This window comes from Bacillus sp. AY3-1, assembly GCF_008368785.1.
GTDB classification, from domain to species: domain Bacteria; phylum Bacillota; class Bacilli; order Bacillales; family Bacillaceae_G; genus Bacillus_A; species Bacillus_A wiedmannii.
Genome location: NZ_QORZ01000004.1, coordinates 117,904 through 135,856 on the forward strand (window position 1 = coordinate 117,904; position 17,953 = coordinate 135,856).

Consider the following 17,953-nt stretch of genomic DNA (forward strand, 5'->3'; position numbering starts at 1 on the left):
TTTTATAACTAATACATGGAGGTATGAAACGTGAAAGGAAAATTGCTAAAAGGTGTACTTAGCTTTGGGATTGGTTTAGGAGTTTTATACGGAGGATCTTCAGCTCAAGCAGAAACGTCTACAAATCAAAATAATACTTTGAAAGTGATGACACATAATGTGTACATGCTATCAACAAATTTATATCCGAACTGGGGACAAAGTGAGCGTGCTGATTTAATTGGGGCGGCAGATTATATAAAGAATCAAGACGTTGTTATATTAAATGAAGTGTTTGATAATAGCGCATCAGATCGTTTGTTAGGGAATTTGAAGAAAGAATATCCAAATCAAACAGCGGTATTAGGTCGTAGTAACGGAAATGAATGGGATAAAACGTTAGGTAGCTATTCATCTTCAACTCCTGAAGATGGGGGCGTTGCAATCGTGAGTAAATGGCCGATTGTTGAAAAGATTCAATATGTATTTGCAAAAGGATGCGGGCCAGATAATTTATCGAATAAAGGATTTGTATACACGAAAATTAAGAAAAATGATCGTTTCGTTCATGTAATCGGGACGCATTTGCAGGCTGAAGATAGTATGTGCGGAAAAACTTCACCTGCATCTGTACGTACAAATCAGTTAAAAGAAATTCAAGACTTTATTAAAAATAAGAATATACCAAATGACGAGTACGTCCTATTTGGTGGTGATATGAACGTGAATAAAATAAATGCAGAGAACAATAGTGACTCAGAGTACGCATCCATGTTCAAAACATTGCACGCTTCTATTCCATCTTATACAGGACATACAGCAACTTGGGATGCGACGACAAACAGTATAGCAAAATATAATTTCCCTGATAGCCCTGCCGAGTATTTAGATTATATTATCGCAAGTAAAGACCATGCGAATCCGTCATTTATAGAGAATAAAGTATTACAACCGAAATCTCCACAGTGGACTGTTACATCATGGCTTAAAAAATATACATATAATGATTACTCTGATCATTATCCAGTAGAGGCAACTATTTCTATGAAATAGTCCTAAAAAAGTTTCTTCTTAATAGGAAGAAACTTTTTTATTTTGTAGAGGAAATTTCAACTTTCTTTCCAATATGTATAAGACATATTGAAAAGAGGAGAGAAAAATGTGGATCGAGGAATTTTTAAAGAGGTTCCATTACCGTGTGCATTTTTGGATGAAGTGGCTTTAGATAGAAATATTCAATCGATTATAGAATTAAGTGGGAATAAGAAGATTCGTATAGCGAGTAAATCGTTACGTTCTGTTCCAGTTATGCAAAAGATTTTAGCTACAAATGATCGATTTCAAGGTATTATGTGTTTTTCACCTAGAGAGGCTTTGTTTTTAATTGAACAAGGATTCAATGATTTATTGCTTGGGTATCCTGCTTATGATAAAAGAGCTTTACATGAAATTAGTTTGCTAACAAAGCAAGGCCTCATTATAACTTGTATGGTGGATTGTGAAGACCATATTGTTTATCTAGAAAAAATTGCTGAGGAGTCTAAAGGGTGTTTTCGTGTTTGTTTGGATATTGATATGAGTAGTCATTTTTTTCAATTTCATTTTGGGGTCAAAAGATCACCAGTAAAAGATGTGCAAAGTACTTTGAAAATAGTGAGAAGGGTAAAAGAATCATCATGTTTAATACTAGATGGTGTAATGGGATATGAAGCCCAAATTGCTGGGGTAGGAGATCACATACCTAATCAAAGAGTGAAAAGTAAAGTAATTTCGTATTTAAAGAAGAAGTCAGTGTTAGAAGTTAAAGAAAGAAGAGGACATATCGTAAAAGAAATACAAAACCTAGGTATTGAACTAAGGTTTGTAAATGGGGGAGGCACAGGAAGTATAAAAACAACTGAGCAAGATAATTCAGTTTCAGAGATTACAATAGGTTCTGCTTTTTATGCCCCGAAGCTGTTCGATTATTATAAAGAGGTGCAATTTCATCCAGCTGTCGGATTTGCTTTACCAGTTGTGCGTAAACCAGCCCTGTTTATTTACACTTGTTTAGGTGGTGGATATATTGCCTCAGGTGCAATTGGGAAAGATAAAGAACCTGAGATTTGGAGACCAAATGGTGCCAAACTATTAGCTTTAGAAGGCGCTGGCGAAGTGCAAACACCGATTTTTTATAACGGTGAGGAACGAGTAGAGATAGGAGATTCTATCTTGTTTCGCCATAGTAAAGCTGGAGAGTTATGTGAGCGTTTTCCTTTTTTATATCGTGTGAAAGAAGGAGAGATTGTTGGGGAGTATTCAACATATCGGGGGGATGGCCAATGCTTTCTATAAAGGGACAAAAATGGAGAAATTGGACAGGGAATGTAGAAGGAACGCCGCATTATACGATGTATCCAGAAAGTATACAAGATGTAGTAGAAGTTGTAGGGCTTGCTCGAAAAAAAGGGAAGAAAATTCGTGTTGTCGGTTCAGGACACTCGTTTACACCTCTTGTGCAAACAGAAGAAATTTTAGTTTCTTTAGATGAATTGAAAGGTATTTTGGATATGGATGCAGAGAAGATGGTTGCCGAAGTATGGGCAGGAACAAAGTTACATGATTTAGGGAAGTTACTTGAAGAAAAAGGTTATGCACAAGAAAATTTAGGGGATATTGATTTGCAATCGATTGCAGGAGCGATTAGTACAGGGACTCATGGAACGGGTATTACCTTTGGAAGTTTATCAACACAAGTTATAGAGATTACCGCAGTTTTATCTACAGGCGAGAGTATAGTTTGTTCGGAAACTGAGAATGTGGAATATTGGAGAGCCTTTCAGTTGTCGCTTGGAATGTTAGGTATCATTGTAAAAATAAAATTGAAGGTTATTCCAGCCTATTCACTCGTTTATAAAAGTGAAAAACAGTCATTATCTACTGTAATGAACAAGCTAGAAGAATATAAGAAGAATCGCCATTTTGAATTTTTTGTTTTTCCTTATTCAGATGAAGTACAAGTGAAATTTACAAATGAAACAACGGGTAAAAAAAGTGACTTGAAATGGCATAAACTAAAGGTAGAGTTGCTTGAAAATAAGATGTTCTCTTTGTTATCTAAAGGATGTAAATGGTTTCCTTCTATAAGTAAAGGAGTAAGTCGATTATCGGCTAAAGCTGTACCGAATACAAAGATAGTTGGTCCGAGTTATGAAGTATTTGCTACGTCGCGTGCGGTTCCATTTTATGAAATGGAGTATAGTGTTCCTTCAAATTATATGCGGGCCGTTGTAGAAGAAATTTCAAACCTTATTGAAAAGAAAAAGTATAAAGTGCACTTCCCAATTGAATGTCGTTATGTGAAAAGTGATGATATATGGCTCAGTCCAGCGTACGGAAGGGATTCAGCGTATATTGCCGTTCATATGTATAAAGGTATGAAGTATGCTGCTTATTTTGGTGAGGTGGAGAAAATTTTTCTAAAGTATGAAGGGCGCCCGCATTGGGGGAAAATGCATACGTTAACGTACGAAAAATTACAAAATATATATCCAGAAATGCATTCGTTTCTAAAGGCGAGGAAGTTACTAGATGAAGCAGAAATGTTTTCAAACCTTTACACAGAAAAATTATTTACGATTATGAAAAAAAGCTGACAAAGTATTACTTGTCAGCTTTTTTTAGTATGATCGCATTTCTTGTTTGACTAATACGCTCGTAAAATAGTAATTTATCACGACTAAATACATGCAATAAAACATGAATAATAAATAGACCGTTAATTACAAATTGGAATAATAGTATAACTAGTAATACTAAAGGCTCTGTATGATTTAAGATAGAGCTACTCGAAAGAATATAATTGATTCCGCCTAAAATGAAATAGAATATCCCGTAACGAATGAATAATTCTTTTAGTGTAATACGCTCAGCTTGTCCTTTAATATAAATTCGAAGCAACGCTTTTCCTATTGTTCTTCCATTCGTAAAGTATGGAATGATAATAAAGTAAATTAAGATTGAACATGTAATGAAAAGGAGTTCGTATACATTTGTATAAGATTGGATGTTAGCAATAAATAGTGAATTTCCTTTATTTTTAATGAAAGGTACAACGATAGATAAGAAAATCCAATCAATTTGCATAGCGATGAGACGACGAATAAATCCAACTGGTTTCGTTTCTAAATCAATATGAATATCTAATTCACTTGTTTTCGGAAGGAAGTACGTAAATATTGGTGCAATGATAAAACCAATTACGCCGCCTAGCGTGTTTAAAAACAAATCGTCAATATCAAATAAGCGATAGGCACAATTATAAATACCATATAATCCAGTTACTTGTGTTAACTCAAAGAACAGTGAAAGGCAAAAAGAAATGCACACTGTTTGTAAGAAGCTACGTCGGAAGTAATAACGTAAGTACATACCGAACGGAACGGTTAGTAGAACGTTAAAAGCAACTTGTAAAAACGCAGATTCCTTTAATAAATAGAAGTACGTAGCTGGCTTCGTTAAAATCGCCGAGGTATGATTACTAATCTCTTGTATGAAATAAAATGGCGAGAGTTGCATATGTTGCGTATTAGCCGGTTGTAGGCTACAAGTATCATACGTTTGTGGTAACGGCAAAATCACAAGGAAATAGGCATTTAATAAGTAAAGTAATAATGAATATAAAATAAATGAACGCCATTTATTCAAATAACCGTATTTACGATAATTAAATATTAAAAAAGGGATTAATAGAAACATTGCTAAAATAGGAAATAAAATAAATGCTGTTTTTATTGGAAATAAATATGCAGTCAAAATGAAGCTCCTTTCAATGAAAATTCGTTTATCATTATAACGTTAAAAGAACCTTAAAACAAAATTAAAATATTTCGAAATAGAAAAAATTTCAAATTTAAACGGGGTTAAGTTATACTAAATTTAATATAAGGATATTGTGATTATTATAAGTTGAGAGAGGGTACAAGATATGCGATATGAGCTTTTTTCTGTAAGTGGGGATCATATTACAACTTTTGAAAGTACATGGCGTTTTCAGGAGGGAGAACAGATTTTTGTTCATGATGATCAAACAAAACGAAATTTTATTATTATCCGCCTAACGCATGATGTATTTCAACAAAATAAACATGTTATTCGTTTGTATTGTCAAGAAAAGAAAGTATACGCATAAAAGGGGCCCCTCTGACTGTACAAAAAGGTAAGAGGGGTTTTATCATTATAAAGATATAAAAAAGCGAGTCATCCTAGTTTAATAGAATGACTCGTTTTTCGATTTGTAAGTTGAACTTTATAAGAAAATAAGAGTAAGTACACCTACGATAATACAATAGAAAGAGAAATATTTTAAATTTCCTTTTGCCATAATGTTCATAAACCATTTTAATGAAATATACGTCATGATAAATGTTGCGATAAACGCAACGATATATGGCACGAATAATGTGTCTAGATTTGGATCTTTTGCAATGTCTGTAATACTTAGTAATAAACCACCTAAGCTAACAGGGATATATAGTAAGAATGAGAAACGAAGAGCTGTTTCTTGCTTCATACCAAGTAACATCGCTGCGACGATTGTTGCACCTGATCGGCTTATTCCAGGAATTAGTGCGCAAGCTTGTGCTAATCCGACAATGATTGCATCTTTCATAGAAAGATCACCATCATTTTTACGTCCACGCAAGTTTCTAATAATCCAAAGGCCGACAGCGGTAATAAGAAGGGAAATCCCAACCATTTTCACACCTTTTAAGTACTGGTCGATGTAATCTTTAAATAAAACACCGATAACACCTGCTGGAATGGTCGCAATAACAAGGTAAATAATAAAGAAGAAATCTGATTTTGCGTCCTCTGCTCTTGTAAAGATATAAGATAGACCATTCTTCGTTAGACGAATTAAATCATTTCTATAAATAAGTAATACAGCTAATAATGAAGCTGAATTAACAAGTAGTTCGAAGCTGAACCCTTCTATTTTTAGTCCTAGCAAATGTTGTGCTAAAACGAGGTGACCACTTGAAGAAATCGGAATTGGTTCTGTTAGCCCTTGGAACAGACCGAGAATTAAATATTTTAAAATGTAGTGAAATTGTTCCATAATAACCTCCTTGTTTATTAGTCGAAAGAAACAACTTGTCCATTATAACAAAGATATGGATGAATATTGAAAAGAAATAAAAATTCGAAATATAATAAAACCCCCTTATAGCGCTATAAGGGGGTTTTATTATTAATGAGAAGCCGCTGTTTCTTGGAGACCTTTAGTCAATTGAACATCGACTTTTTCGGCATCATGAATATGGTTCATAATAGTAGTATTTAATTTTTGGAACATTTGTTGTGTATTAGCGAATTCACGTAATATATCATCATTACAAGATTTTTGGTTTTCGATAGCTTTAATAACATTTGTAGCACCATTTTGTAACGTTTGAATCATAATTAAAATATTTTCAATTCTAGCGTTTGTGTCGGCACTCATTTCTACACCTTCATCAACTAAATGTAAATTATCTTTCGTGTTATCATATGCTTTTTCAATTTCTTCTTGAATTTTTTTCGTTAAGTTTCCGATGTTTTTTGTACTTTCTGCCGTGCTTTCTGCTAGTTTTCTTACTTCATTGGCAACGACAGCGAATCCTTTACCGTGTTCTCCAGCACGCGCAGCTTCAATACTTGCATTTAAAGCAAGTAAATTTGTTTGTGCTGCAATGTTTTGGATGACCTCTACAATTTGCTCGATTTCTTTTGAGCGTTCGCTTAAATGATTCATACTGTTAGACGTACGCTGCGATTGTTCACCTAATTTGTTAATTACAATAAGTAAACGGTGAACAGATTCTTTTCCCTCATTAGAACAGTCAATAATTTCTTCAATTGATTGAATTAAGCTTTGTTCTTTTTGTAACATTTCGTTATTCAATTCATTGGAATGTGTAGTACGCGTTGAAACATTTTCGAAACATGAGTTTAATTGTTGAACTAAATTTTGAAGTGTATGGTGTTGATTATTTACAAGTTGATGCTCTTGAACGACGCTTTGCACACGGTCGTGAATAGAAGAAATGATTTCTTGTTTTTCAATATCTTTTTGTTTTAATTCTGCTTCTAATTCCTGTATACGATTTTCTAATTGATCAATTTTATGTTGGAGTGATTTCTTTTGAGTAAACATATATTTATTTCAACCGCCTTTAGAAGTTATATTTTCTCTATATTTGGATTTTAGCATCTTTTATAATTTTTAAATATAGGAATTGTTAAATATTTAAGAATCTATTACATTTTATGCATAATTCCCTTTTTTTCGTCATGAAAAATAAACTGTATTTAATGGTATTGTAAACAAACTGTAAAATAAATCATGTATAACTGTATAAGAAGGGAGTCGGATTATGAACTATTTTAAGCGAATCAGTAGTCTAGTATTAGCAGGCATTATTGGTCTTTCTAGTACAGTCGCTGTAAAAGCAGAGTCAAACGACGAGAAACTTAACAACATGCAACAGCAATTGCAGCAAAACGATGCAGATATGCAAAAGAAAGAGCAAGAGAAGCAAGCTGTTAGTAAAGAAATTCAAGGTATCGAAAACGAACTACATAATTTAAATAATACAATTGCAAAAAATAAAGAGGATCAAGCTGCTATTCAACGTAAAATCGATGAAACACATAAGCAGATTGAGCAAAAAAAGAATGAAATTGTCGTTTTAGAGGATAAAGTCCTTGCTCGTAAGGATATTATGAGAAAACGTATGGTTTCTGTTCAAAACAGTTCAAATACAAGTTTAGTAGTAGAAGTTGTAGTAGAGTCAAAAAACTTTGCAGATTTCTTACAACGTATGAACGCAGTTTCTACTATTCTAGAAGCAGATAAAGAAATTTTACGTCTACAAGAACAAGATCTTCGTCAAATTGAAGAAGATAAGAAAACAATTGATGAAAAAGAAGCATCTTTAGTAGTAGACAAACAAAAATTAGCAAAAGCACAAGCTGAGTTGCAAGATAACTTGAAAAAGCGTCAAGATAACTTACAAACAGTTCAAGCTAAATATAATGCGGTTGCAAGCCAACTTAATTTAGCAGCAGACGAAAAAGCTAAAATCGAATCAAATATGAAAGCAGTTCAAGAAACAATTGCTCGTGAGCAAGAAGCAGCAAGAATTGCTGCAGAAGAGCGTGCAAAAGCAGAAGCAGCTGCAAAGGCTGAGCAAGAAGCTTTAGCTAAGGCACAGGCTGAAATTGCTGAAAAACAAAAGCAAGAAAAAGCTAGTAAACCAGCTGAACCTGTAGCGAAAAATACAGTAACAGAGTCTAAACCTGATACGAAACCAGCTCAAGGTGGAAAAGAATTTTACGTAACAGCAACTGCTTATACAGCTGATCCATCTGAAAACGGCTATAAACCGGGTGAAACTGTAAAATCTAGGTTAGGACATAATTTAACTGCAAATCCAAACATGAAATTAATTGCTGTAGATCCATCTGTTATCCCACTAGGTTCTACTGTATATGTAGAAGGATATGGAACAGCAATTGCTGGAGATACTGGTAGTGCAATAAAAGGGCATATCATTGATCTATTAATGCCAAACTCAGCTCAAGCTAATGAGTGGGGTAGAAGAACAGTTAAAGTTAAAATTTTAAATTAATATGTAATCCAACTTTACAATACGTAAAGTTGGATTTTTTTATAAAAATAATGTTAAGTTAAGTTTACATTTTGTTAAGGAAAGCATACAATGAAATTGAGAGGTGGTAAAATTGACCATTTTAAATAGAGTGAAGGAGTTAAGAGCTCGCTTTAATTTTTCCCAAAGTGTATTAGCAGAAAAGGTTGGAGTGACGAGACAAACAATCGCTGCAATTGAAAAAGGTGATTATGTTCCTTCTTTGTTATTAGCGTTGACGATTTGCGATGTATTCCAGTTAAAGATGGAAGATGTGTTTGTTTTAAATAAGGAGGGGAAAGAGGATGAATAGACTCGTATTTTCTTATATGCTAAATGTACTTTTAATAGTATTAGCAGGTTGGGCGTTTATTGAGTTGTATTATTTTACTATTGAAGTCGCTAATTTTATTCAAACGGAGAGAGTACCATCTGAAATTTCACTGAGTTTAATGCCGCTAGGATTACTTTTAATATTTGGTATTGTATCGACTGTTCTTTATAAAATTCAAAAGAAAAAATATAAAGAGCTCTCGTATTGGATGTTTCCACTATTATTTCCTCAAGAGGATGAGCGAGAAAAGGCAATTACAGAAAAGGCTTGTCGTACTACATTTATGTCACTATGGTATGTGTTACCTTGTGCGGTTGGTTTTTTAACTCTTTCTCCAATTGCTAATCTATATGTTCCTGCATATCCAATATATATTGCATTTAGTATTTTCTTTATTCAAATGACGATTTTTCACGTATCCTTATATCGAAATAAAATCGCTTAAAAATAAACCTTCTTGCACGTGCGAGAAGGTTTATTTCTAGCTTACACTTGTACATATAGCAATATTATCTTATCATTTTATATAGAGTAAGATTTTGTAAGGGAAAGGAATTGTATATGAATAAGCAAAGAATTTATAGTATAGTAGCAATCCTTCTATTTGTTGTAGGTGGTGTGTTAATCGGAAAGCCATTTTATGATGGATATCAGGCTGAAAAGAAACAGACTGAAAATGTACAGGCTGTTCAAAAAATGGATTATGAAAAACATGAGACGGCATTTGTAGATGCTTCGAAAATTGATCAACCAGACTTGGCAGAAGTAGCGAGTGCATCATTAGATAAGAAACAAGTAATTGGTCGTATTTCGATCCCGAGTGTTTCATTAGAACTTCCTGTTTTAAAATCTTCTACTGAGAAAAACCTATTATCAGGTGCAGCAACAGTAAAAGAAAATCAAGTAATGGGAAAAGGGAATTATGCATTAGCAGGACATAACATGTCTAAAAAAGGTGTTTTATTTAGTGATGTAGCCTCTTTAAAAAAAGGCGACAAAATTTATTTGTATGATAATGAAAATGAATATGAATATGCGGTTACTGGTGTATCTGAAGTAACTCCTGATAAATGGGAAGTTGTAGAGGATCATGGGAAAGATGAGATAACGCTTATTACATGTGTATCTGTGAAAGATAATTCTAAACGTTACGTTGTTGCTGGTGATTTAGTAGGAACGAAGGCGAAGAAGTAAAAAAGAAGGTCAACTCTTTAAAGAGTTGACCTTCTTTTTTACTAATGTTGAGAAATAATAGAATATTTTAGTTAGTATTTAAGTATTTTTCTATTTATGTATAATAAAGTTAGAATTCAAGATTTTGGGAGGAACAAGAGTGAAACAACAGGTGAAGAAACTTCTTTTAACAACAAGTGTAGCGTTATTGGTAGCTCCAATTTCAGCCTATGCGCATCCAGGGCGTACAGATGCTAATGGGGGACATACGTGTCGGACAAATTGTGAAAAATGGGGATTACAGTACGGGGAATATCATTATCACAATAAGCCAGCTTCTAGTAGTGGTGCAACGAGTCCAGCTCCTAGCCAAAATGATAATGGTGCTGTAGAAGCCGAAAGACAAGTAGAAGCGCAGCGCAATGCTGAGGCTGAAAAACAACGTGCCGCAGAGGCGCAGCGTAAAGCTGAAGAAGAGAGACAACGTGTAGCGGAGGAACAAAGAAAAGCAGAGGAAGAGAGACAACGTGTAGCTGAAGAGCAAAGAAAAGCAGAAGAGGCACGTAAGCGAGAGGAAGCACAGCGTCAAGCTGATATGGAAAAAGGGCAGCTTGAGGGACAAAAAAGTGGAGAGACTGATTTTAAAGCAGGGCAAAATGATGCGGAATCACATTTAGCTGGAAAATCAGATACATATAAAGAAGCATTCAAAACTGCATATGTTGCATCTTGGTCTTTAGAAGAGCAGAAGAAAACGCATTTTGAAAAAGGAAAAGAGCAAGGTTTAGCACAAGAGACGATGGAAGATAGTCAAATTGCTCCGGAGTTTAAGCCGAACTTTGCAGAAGGTTTCCAAGTAGGGAATAAAGAAAGAACAGAAAACATTGAAAAAGAGCAAGCTGAACTAGGGGAAAAGGCAGGTAAGGAACTAGCCGGAAAGAACCCTGGAAATAGAGAGAAAGATGTGTACGTGAAGGTGTATGAAACAGCTTATGAAAAGGGCTATAAGTCTACAAAAAAAGCAGTAGAAAAGGCTGGCTATAAGTATGCATTTGAAAACTATGATTTGAAAGTTCCTGCTAAGTATGAAAAAAATGAATCGTTAAAGAAATGGTTTATTGAAGGATTTAAATCAAATAAAAAAGCAGCAGAAATTAGAGAAGAAGGATATAAAAAAGGAGACAGTTGGCTTGCATTCTTCTATAAGAATTTTGTGCCAAGTGAATATAAAGAACATAAAGAGCTGTACGAACAAGCGATAGAAAAAGGTAAGAATGCATAAAAAAAGATGAGGGGAATCCCTCATCTTTTTTTAATCCATCCATTTCACTAATCTCTTAGAAATTAATAATAAAACAAAACCTAACACAATTGCTACAGCTCCGATTACTGTAAATACTTCAGCATATCCAAGTGAAGTTGTGAAGCTTGCAAGTTGTCCGCCTAAAATGTTAGCAATTCCTGAGCTTGCTAACCATACTCCCATTAATAAAGAAGCAAGTTTTACTGGGGCAAGTGCACTAACCATTGATAGTCCAACAGGTGATAAGAATAGCTCACCTAACGTATGGAAAAGATACGTAAAGACGATAAATAGTAAGTTTGCTTTTTCTGTAATGTTATGTTCATCACTACCTGTTTTTAATGTAGCGATAACGAGAATGATATAACCGATACCAAGCAAGATCATACCAAGTCCCATTTTAGTTGGGATTTTTAAATCCCCGCGCTTGCGAGTTGCAAGTTTTGCCCATAATGCTGAAATGACTGGAGCAAGTAAAATAATAAATAATGGATTGACCGATTGGAACCAAGATGTTGGAACTTCCCATCCGAACACAGAGCGGTCTACAAATTTGTTTGTATATAATGTTAAAGAGCTACCAGCTTGTTCAAAGCCAGCCCAGAAGAAGACAACGAAGCATGTTAAAATGACGATAACTGCGGTACGTTGTTTTTCTTTTTTTGTTAACGGTGTATCTCCTACTGATGGTTGTCCATCTGTTGTTTGCAAATCACGAGTTGGTTTTTTACCGATATCACCAAGGAAGCGATTTGATAATGTTGTAAATAAAATTTGTCCAATGATCATTCCGATTGAAGCGGCTAAGAAACCGTAACGGAATCCAAAGTGAACAACGCCATCCACTGTTGTTTTGAATAAATTTTCTGATAAAAATCCGCAAACGAGTGGAGCTAAAAATGAACCGACGTTAATACCCATATAGAAAATCGTAAATGCACTATCACGTTTTGGATCGTTCTCTTCGTATAATTCCCCAACCAGTGTAGAGATGTTCGGTTTGAAGAATCCGTTACCGATAATAATAAGCGCTAATCCGAGGTATAGGCCGACTTGGTTTTGCATGGCAAATAGTGTAAGGTTACCGATTGCCATTGTTATACCACCAATTGTGATCGCTTTTCGTCTACCTAGGAACCGGTCTGTTAAGTATCCACCAATCATTGGTGTGAAATAACAGGCTCCAGTGTAAAATCCGTAAATGGAGAGTGCCCACGCAGGACTAAACCCAAGACCACCGCTTACTAAAGCTGTCGTTAAATATAATGTTAATAATCCTCGTAATCCATAGTAACTAAATCTTTCCCACATTTCTGTAAAGAAGAGTAAGTATAAACCTGGAGGATGTTTCTTTTTTCTTTGTTGTTCTCTTTCTAGTTGTATCGTTGATTCCATGTTATTTTCCTCCTGACACAAACAAAAACAAAGTTAATAATTTTGTACATTTAATATTTTACCTTATTAACTATTATAAGTCAATAAAGGTTGATTTTTCAGAAGAAATTGGAAAAGAGGGATAGCTATAGAATGGGTGTTTCTTTTATGTTAGACTATGGACTATGTTTTCTTTGTTAGGAAGCGGATTATTGCACTTTTTTATATGTGAAATTGATTTCATAAAAGATGAAATTAAAGAAGGAGAAACAAATGAAATTGTTACAGAAAAAAGAAATTTTACTGATTAGCCTTATGTTATTCTCGATGTTCTTTGGAGCAGGGAATCTTATATTCCCACCTTTCCTTGGGTATGAAGCAGGAGAACATGTGTGGATTTCATTAATAGGATTTATTATATCAGCAACAGGTCTTCCTATATTGGGTGTTATCGCTATTGCGAAAGCGGGAAGCTTTCAAACGTTAGCGGGTAGGGTTCATTCTTCATTCGCCATTATTTTCCCCTGTATCGTGTATTTATTTATTGGACCAGGTCTTGGTATACCACGTGCAGGAAGTTTAGCTTTTGAAATGGGACCAGGTCAGTTCTTCACAGAATCGGGAAGTGTAGTTTTATTATGTTACACGGTTATTTTCTTTAGTATTGTGTACTGGTTAAGTTTATCACCGTCTAAATTAATGGGGTTGTTCGGAAAAGTTTTAACACCGTTATTATTAGGTATGATTGCCCTTATTTTTATAAAGAGTATGTTTACATCAGTAGGCAGTGTGAAAGAGGCTGCTGGAAACTATGGACAAGCTCCTATGTTCCAAGGCTTTTTAGATGGATATTTAACAATGGATGCACTAGCCGCTTTAATTTTTGGGATTGTTATTGCAAATGCTCTTCGTGCAAAAGGTGTTGAAGATGATAAAGGTTTAGCGAAATATATGAGTATTGCTGGAATTGGTGCAGGACTTTTATTATCTATTATTTACATCATACTTGGATATGTTGGTTCAATTAGCGGTTCGTTAGGTACATTTGATAATGGGGCGAACGTGTTAGCGCAAGTTATGACTACATTATTTGGACAAGGCGGGGTCGTTTTATTAGGTCTTATTTTTACGATCGCGTGTTTATGCGTTTCAATCGGGCTTGTTACATCTTGTAGTCAATTTTTCGCAAGTGCATTTCCGAAAGTAGCGTATAAAGTTTGGGCATTTATATTAAGTTTTGCTAGTATGATTTTAGCTAATTTAGGATTAACGCAAATTTTAAAAGTATCAGTACCGATTCTTGGATTTATTTATCCAGTTGCATTAACACTCATTATTCTAGGGTTATTCCATAAATATATTGGAAAGTATGCATACGTATATGCAGTAACTGTTGTGATTGTAGCGGTATTTAGTGCAATTGATATTTTCAATAAAAATGTGATGATGAATCAGTGGACGCCAATATTGAAATACATTCCGTTTTATACAGAAGGTGTTGGGTGGATTTTTCCAGCTATTATAGGTGTTTGTATAGGCGTTATCGTTAGTGGTGTTCTAAATAAGAATAAATGAGTAAAAAGGTGTTTTCCTATTTCGGAAAATACCTTTCTTTTTTTTGGAAAAATGGTATTGAAAATGAATAGACTAAGAGTATGATAAAGATAATTGGTAATATATAGATTTTGAATGAATGATGAGGGGGGAGCGTATGAAGGAGAATTTAAATAAGAAAATAGAAGCGCTCGAAACGGCAATTGAAACAATTCAAGAAGCGCTTTTTGAATTGAAAGCAAAACAAAAAGAAATAGAAGTAGAAAATGCTCAGCGACATGTTAGTAAAGAAAAGAAAGAATATATTGAAACGGTGATGGAGGAAAAACCAAAAGAAGAAGTAGTTACAATAAAAGAGCCTGTGCAAGAACGTGAGGTAAAACAAGTGGATATATCTGCTTTTAAACCAGAACCATTTAATATTATTAAGTTTTGCCAAACTTGGTTACCACGCATATTTGTTGGCATTATGTTACTTGGAGTAATCTGGTTATTTAAAGCAGGGGTAGATGCTGGGTTATTAACACCTGCAATACGAATTGTGTTTGGTATTGTCCTATCAATCGGTTTTTATTATATAGGTGATATTCAAATTAAACGAGAGCGGCAAGCGTTGGGTTTAGTATTAGCAGGAGGAAGTATTACGGGTATAGTTTTAACGACATTTGCAGCGCATTATTTATATGGGTTTATTCCAGCAAGTGTTGCGTTTGTATGTAATATTGCATGGGTCATTTTAGGTATTTATGTAGCGAAGAGGTATCAATCGGAATATCTTACTATATTCGTAGCCGTAGGAGCTTTCTTCGTGCCATTCTTATTAAATAGTACGACTCCTAATCCATATATTTTCTTTGGATATGAGACGATACTAACACTTAGCTTATTATGGTATGCGTTGAAAAATCGTTATCAGTATTTATATATGATTTCTTATGCTGTTGCTGCTATTGTCCTTTTTGTTTTCTTTGCTATTATGTCAATGTTAGTAGAGGATTTGCAAGTACAGTTAACAGTTGTTTATGGTTTGATTCACTTACTATTATTTTGGCATATGTTTACGGAGAGAAGCTTTATATTAGAGCCACGCTTGGCGATATTTAGTGCGAATGCAGTTTTCTTTATATTAGCCATTTCAAAAATACCTGAATTTACAACATGGGGATTAATGATTAGTGCACTCGTTCACGCTACGATGTTCGTGTTTGAATATAGAAAAAATAGGCATTCTTCATTTACAAATCTTTTATTTGGTTTCGCAATGGGTGCATTTAGTTTAGCGATTTTATATGAGTATAGTTTAGTGAATGCAGCGATTGTATTATTATTACAAGGTTTCCTCGGTATGGTGACTGCTATTAAAGTAAAACAACAAATAAAATTATATGTTAGCGCGACGATTTACGCGATTGGAATGATACAGACTATTTTTAGCCCGTTCGATCATTTTGTTTCAGCTGGGTTTGTTGCTCATATTATTTTAATAGGTACATTTTATTACTGCATGAAACGAGCGAAAGATGTATTAACGAGCTTTGGAAAATATGTTTATTCTATAGCACTCTATTGGTTTATGGTTATCGTATTTATTGCAATTACTAGAGTCGGTGAAGTGCTGTCTACAGATGGAAGTATAATAAGCGTATCTGTATCGTTATTATGGATGGTATATGCATTATTTGCCGTTTGGCTTGGAAGGAATAAAAATATGAATGAAATATTGTATGCCGGCTTAGTCGTGTTAGTCGTAACGATAGGGAAGCTATTTCTTCTGGACTTACCAGAAGTATCGATGATGATCAGGGCTGTGTTATTCTTAATTGTAGGTAGTATAGGTATCGTTATTTCAAGAATGTTTTTCTCGAAAGAAGAGAAGTGAGAAGAAGGCAATCCGCATGCGGATTGCCTTTTTCATCATTTCTTATTAATCGTTACAGCCTCACTATATTTCGCTGTTGTATTTTGGCGTAGACGAAGTGTTGCTTGTCCAGTTGTATTTGAATCAAGTTGTACGTTCACAATTTTTTCAGCAGAACCAAAGCTGTTTGTTGTGAATGAGAAGGCGCTACTATATCCGAAAGTAGATGGCCAAGTGCCGTTTGTATTTTGGACTTTTGCTACTTGTGTTCCACCAGTCGAGAAGATACCTAAAGAATAGTTATTATAAGTTGTATTAGGTAATAAGTTGTTTACTTGAATCTTTATTTGGAACACTTCATTGTTTGGTAGAATGCTAGGGCGTGTAATCACATAATCATTTGCTGTTACGGCGCCGTTATATCCGTATGAACCAGATTTAAATGTATTTGTATTAAACCATTGGTAACCCGCGTTTGGTGCACTCCAAGGTTCTGGTTGTGGCTCTGTTGATAAGCTTGGTTGTTCAAATGTTTGTAAAGCAGTAGGTGAATCAAGTTGTAAACCGTTTACTTGATCTAAGCTTGTAAATGTTTCTTTATTCGATAGCCAATTTACGATATTTTCTAGTAAGATAGCATCGTTTTCTTCTTTATATCCATCGTAAGTTTTCTTTGTTTGGCCAGAATCTTCACGAACGTATTTTGGCGATGCATCTTCAACTGGAGAAGAATCACCGATAAAGGCAGCTTTTCCAAGTCCTACTTTTGCGATTGCAGCATATGGACCCTCTGCAACGCCACCGCCGTTATAAACACCACTATCAACAGCGTTATTCCATTTTGACGGATTTTCTGGAAGATAAACAAGCCCTTTTGCTAGTTTTGGGTTTGTAATTGCTAGAGTAGAACCTGCATGCATTGCTACAGATGAAACACCTTTTGTAATTCCAAATGATTGTTCAGGTGACACAATATTTTTAGCTGCAACATCACCGATTGCATTGTAGCGGAAGCGAATACCGAAGTTGTCAGATAGCCAATCAGAGCTTTCTACTCCTTGCATAGCTTGTGAATTTACTTCATCACTTGACATTCCTTTTGCAGGGTTATCCCATGCACCGCGTCTATATCCATTAAATACTTCAGAAGAGTCCCAGCGATTTTTATTACGATCTGCATTATAATGGTCAGCGATAAAGAAAATACTACCGCCATTTTTCACGTATTGTAACATAGCATCTTGTTCAGATTTTTTGTAAGGAATATTTGCTTCTGGAACGATAAACACATTGTAGTCTTTTAAATCTTCGTATGTAATTGGTGTTGATTTACGTAGTTCTTTTACATGATAGCCATTTTGAGCAATACCATTTCCGAAATCAGAAAAGCCACCATCAATAACCCAGTCAGCGGTTCCGGCAGTTTGACCGTGTGTATTATCGAATAATACTTTTTTCCCATTGTTTTGATTTACAACTTTTGCAGCAATTTCAGGAGCTGGGTCTACAGAGCTCTCTGCATAAGTAGACGGTATGAACGAAGTCCCTATACTTAGTGTAATTGCTGTTGCTAAAGAAAATGTAATCCATTTTTTATTCTTCATAGAAGAATCCCCCTAATAATAAATATATGTGCTTTAATAATGTAATTTATTTTTCTGTAAAAATAAAGACGGAAAACATAAAAAATATTAAAAAATTGTAAA

Annotated in this window: 16 protein-coding genes; 11 read left to right on the forward strand and 5 right to left on the reverse strand. The window is 34.6% G+C overall.

Features of this window, described 5'->3' with window-relative positions:
* The first annotated feature begins 30 nt into the window (after positions 1 to 30).
* From sph to DN389_RS02410, 3 genes are all read left to right on the forward strand, one after another.
* Positions 31 to 1,032, forward strand: a complete 1,002-nt coding sequence (gene sph, locus DN389_RS02400) for a sphingomyelinase C (protein ID WP_000676775.1) — start codon at positions 31 to 33, stop codon at positions 1,030 to 1,032.
* 108 nt (positions 1,033 to 1,140) lie between these two features.
* The gene (locus DN389_RS02405; RefSeq protein ID WP_046957310.1) at positions 1,141 to 2,313 is read left to right on the forward strand and encodes an amino acid deaminase/aldolase; all 1,173 of its coding nucleotides are present in this window, start codon (positions 1,141 to 1,143) and stop codon (positions 2,311 to 2,313) included.
* Complete coding sequence (locus DN389_RS02410; protein WP_098190738.1) at positions 2,301 to 3,614, forward strand: D-arabinono-1,4-lactone oxidase; 1,314 nt, start codon at positions 2,301 to 2,303, stop codon at positions 3,612 to 3,614. The genes DN389_RS02405 and DN389_RS02410 overlap by 13 nt, the downstream gene beginning before the upstream one ends.
* A gap of 7 nt (positions 3,615 to 3,621) precedes the next feature.
* Here the strand turns inward: DN389_RS02410 and DN389_RS02415 are convergent, their stop codons facing one another.
* Positions 3,622 to 4,773, reverse strand: a complete 1,152-nt coding sequence (locus tag DN389_RS02415) for a VanZ family protein (protein WP_000128006.1) — start codon at positions 4,771 to 4,773, stop codon at positions 3,622 to 3,624.
* 172 nt (positions 4,774 to 4,945) lie between these two features.
* Between DN389_RS02415 and DN389_RS02420 the strand changes: the two genes are divergently transcribed.
* A complete protein-coding gene (locus DN389_RS02420) occupies positions 4,946 to 5,149 on the forward strand; it encodes a hypothetical protein (protein WP_001268334.1) in 204 nt (67 codons plus the stop codon).
* Positions 5,150 to 5,266: 117 nt separating this feature from the next.
* Here DN389_RS02420 and DN389_RS02425 read toward each other — a convergent pair whose 3' ends face one another.
* Positions 5,267 to 6,079, reverse strand: coding sequence for an undecaprenyl-diphosphate phosphatase (locus DN389_RS02425; RefSeq protein WP_044791332.1), 813 nt, complete (start codon positions 6,077 to 6,079; stop codon positions 5,267 to 5,269).
* 132 nt (positions 6,080 to 6,211) lie between these two features.
* The gene (locus tag DN389_RS02430) at positions 6,212 to 7,156 is read right to left on the reverse strand and encodes a methyl-accepting chemotaxis protein (RefSeq protein ID WP_060486976.1); all 945 of its coding nucleotides are present in this window, start codon (positions 7,154 to 7,156) and stop codon (positions 6,212 to 6,214) included.
* A 220-nt stretch (positions 7,157 to 7,376) separates the two neighbouring features.
* On the opposite strand from DN389_RS02430, the gene DN389_RS02435 reads away from it, so the two are divergent.
* From DN389_RS02435 to DN389_RS02455, 5 genes are all read left to right on the forward strand, one after another.
* Positions 7,377 to 8,633, forward strand: a complete 1,257-nt coding sequence (locus tag DN389_RS02435) for a 3D domain-containing protein (protein ID WP_060486975.1) — start codon at positions 7,377 to 7,379, stop codon at positions 8,631 to 8,633.
* Positions 8,634 to 8,745: 112 nt separating this feature from the next.
* Positions 8,746 to 8,964, forward strand: coding sequence for a helix-turn-helix transcriptional regulator (locus DN389_RS02440; protein ID WP_000154014.1), 219 nt, complete (start codon positions 8,746 to 8,748; stop codon positions 8,962 to 8,964).
* Positions 8,957 to 9,430, forward strand: a complete 474-nt coding sequence (locus tag DN389_RS02445) for a hypothetical protein (RefSeq protein WP_060486974.1) — start codon at positions 8,957 to 8,959, stop codon at positions 9,428 to 9,430. The genes DN389_RS02440 and DN389_RS02445 overlap by 8 nt, the downstream gene beginning before the upstream one ends.
* 116 nt (positions 9,431 to 9,546) lie before the next feature.
* A complete protein-coding gene (locus DN389_RS02450; RefSeq protein WP_046957304.1) occupies positions 9,547 to 10,179 on the forward strand; it encodes a class A sortase in 633 nt (210 codons plus the stop codon).
* A gap of 139 nt (positions 10,180 to 10,318) precedes the next feature.
* Positions 10,319 to 11,440, forward strand: a complete 1,122-nt coding sequence (locus DN389_RS02455) for a YHYH domain-containing protein (RefSeq protein ID WP_098190736.1) — start codon at positions 10,319 to 10,321, stop codon at positions 11,438 to 11,440.
* A gap of 30 nt (positions 11,441 to 11,470) precedes the next feature.
* Here the strand turns inward: DN389_RS02455 and DN389_RS02460 are convergent, their stop codons facing one another.
* Positions 11,471 to 12,856 carry a peptide MFS transporter gene (locus DN389_RS02460; protein ID WP_046953787.1) on the reverse strand — a complete coding sequence of 462 codons (1,386 nt, stop codon included), beginning with the start codon at positions 12,854 to 12,856 and terminating at the stop codon, positions 11,471 to 11,473.
* 252 nt (positions 12,857 to 13,108) lie between these two features.
* On the opposite strand from DN389_RS02460, the gene brnQ1 reads away from it, so the two are divergent.
* Together brnQ1 and DN389_RS02470 are read left to right on the forward strand one after the other, a co-directional pair.
* A complete protein-coding gene (gene brnQ1, locus DN389_RS02465) occupies positions 13,109 to 14,410 on the forward strand; it encodes a branched-chain amino acid transport system II carrier protein BrnQ1 (RefSeq protein WP_149236778.1) in 1,302 nt (433 codons plus the stop codon).
* Between the two features lie 136 nt (positions 14,411 to 14,546).
* A complete protein-coding gene (locus tag DN389_RS02470; RefSeq protein ID WP_088121299.1) occupies positions 14,547 to 16,268 on the forward strand; it encodes a DUF2339 domain-containing protein in 1,722 nt (573 codons plus the stop codon).
* A 35-nt stretch (positions 16,269 to 16,303) separates the two neighbouring features.
* Here the strand turns inward: DN389_RS02470 and DN389_RS02475 are convergent, their stop codons facing one another.
* Positions 16,304 to 17,851 (reverse strand): DNA-binding protein, encoded by a 1,548-nt coding sequence (locus DN389_RS02475; protein ID WP_098190735.1) that lies wholly within the window; start codon positions 17,849 to 17,851, stop codon positions 16,304 to 16,306.
* Positions 17,852 to 17,953 lie beyond the last annotated feature (102 nt).

Coding starts and splice junctions, on each gene's coding strand:
- DN389_RS02410 (WP_098190738.1), top strand. CDS start 2,301: ATGCTTTCTATAAAGGGACAAAAATGGAGAAATTGGACAGGGAATGTA.
- DN389_RS02420 (WP_001268334.1), top strand. CDS start 4,946: ATGCGATATGAGCTTTTTTCTGTAAGTGGGGATCATATTACAACTTTT.
- DN389_RS02425 (WP_044791332.1), bottom strand. CDS start 6,079: ATGGAACAATTTCACTACATTTTAAAATATTTAATTCTCGGTCTGTTC.
- DN389_RS02430 (WP_060486976.1), bottom strand. CDS start 7,156: ATGTTTACTCAAAAGAAATCACTCCAACATAAAATTGATCAATTAGAA.
- DN389_RS02435 (WP_060486975.1), top strand. CDS start 7,377: ATGAACTATTTTAAGCGAATCAGTAGTCTAGTATTAGCAGGCATTATT.
- DN389_RS02445 (WP_060486974.1), top strand. CDS start 8,957: ATGAATAGACTCGTATTTTCTTATATGCTAAATGTACTTTTAATAGTA.
- DN389_RS02450 (WP_046957304.1), top strand. CDS start 9,547: ATGAATAAGCAAAGAATTTATAGTATAGTAGCAATCCTTCTATTTGTT.
- DN389_RS02460 (WP_046953787.1), bottom strand. CDS start 12,856: ATGGAATCAACGATACAACTAGAAAGAGAACAACAAAGAAAAAAGAAA.
- brnQ1 (WP_149236778.1), top strand. CDS start 13,109: ATGAAATTGTTACAGAAAAAAGAAATTTTACTGATTAGCCTTATGTTA.
- DN389_RS02470 (WP_088121299.1), top strand. CDS start 14,547: ATGAAGGAGAATTTAAATAAGAAAATAGAAGCGCTCGAAACGGCAATT.
- DN389_RS02475 (WP_098190735.1), bottom strand. CDS start 17,851: ATGAAGAATAAAAAATGGATTACATTTTCTTTAGCAACAGCAATTACA.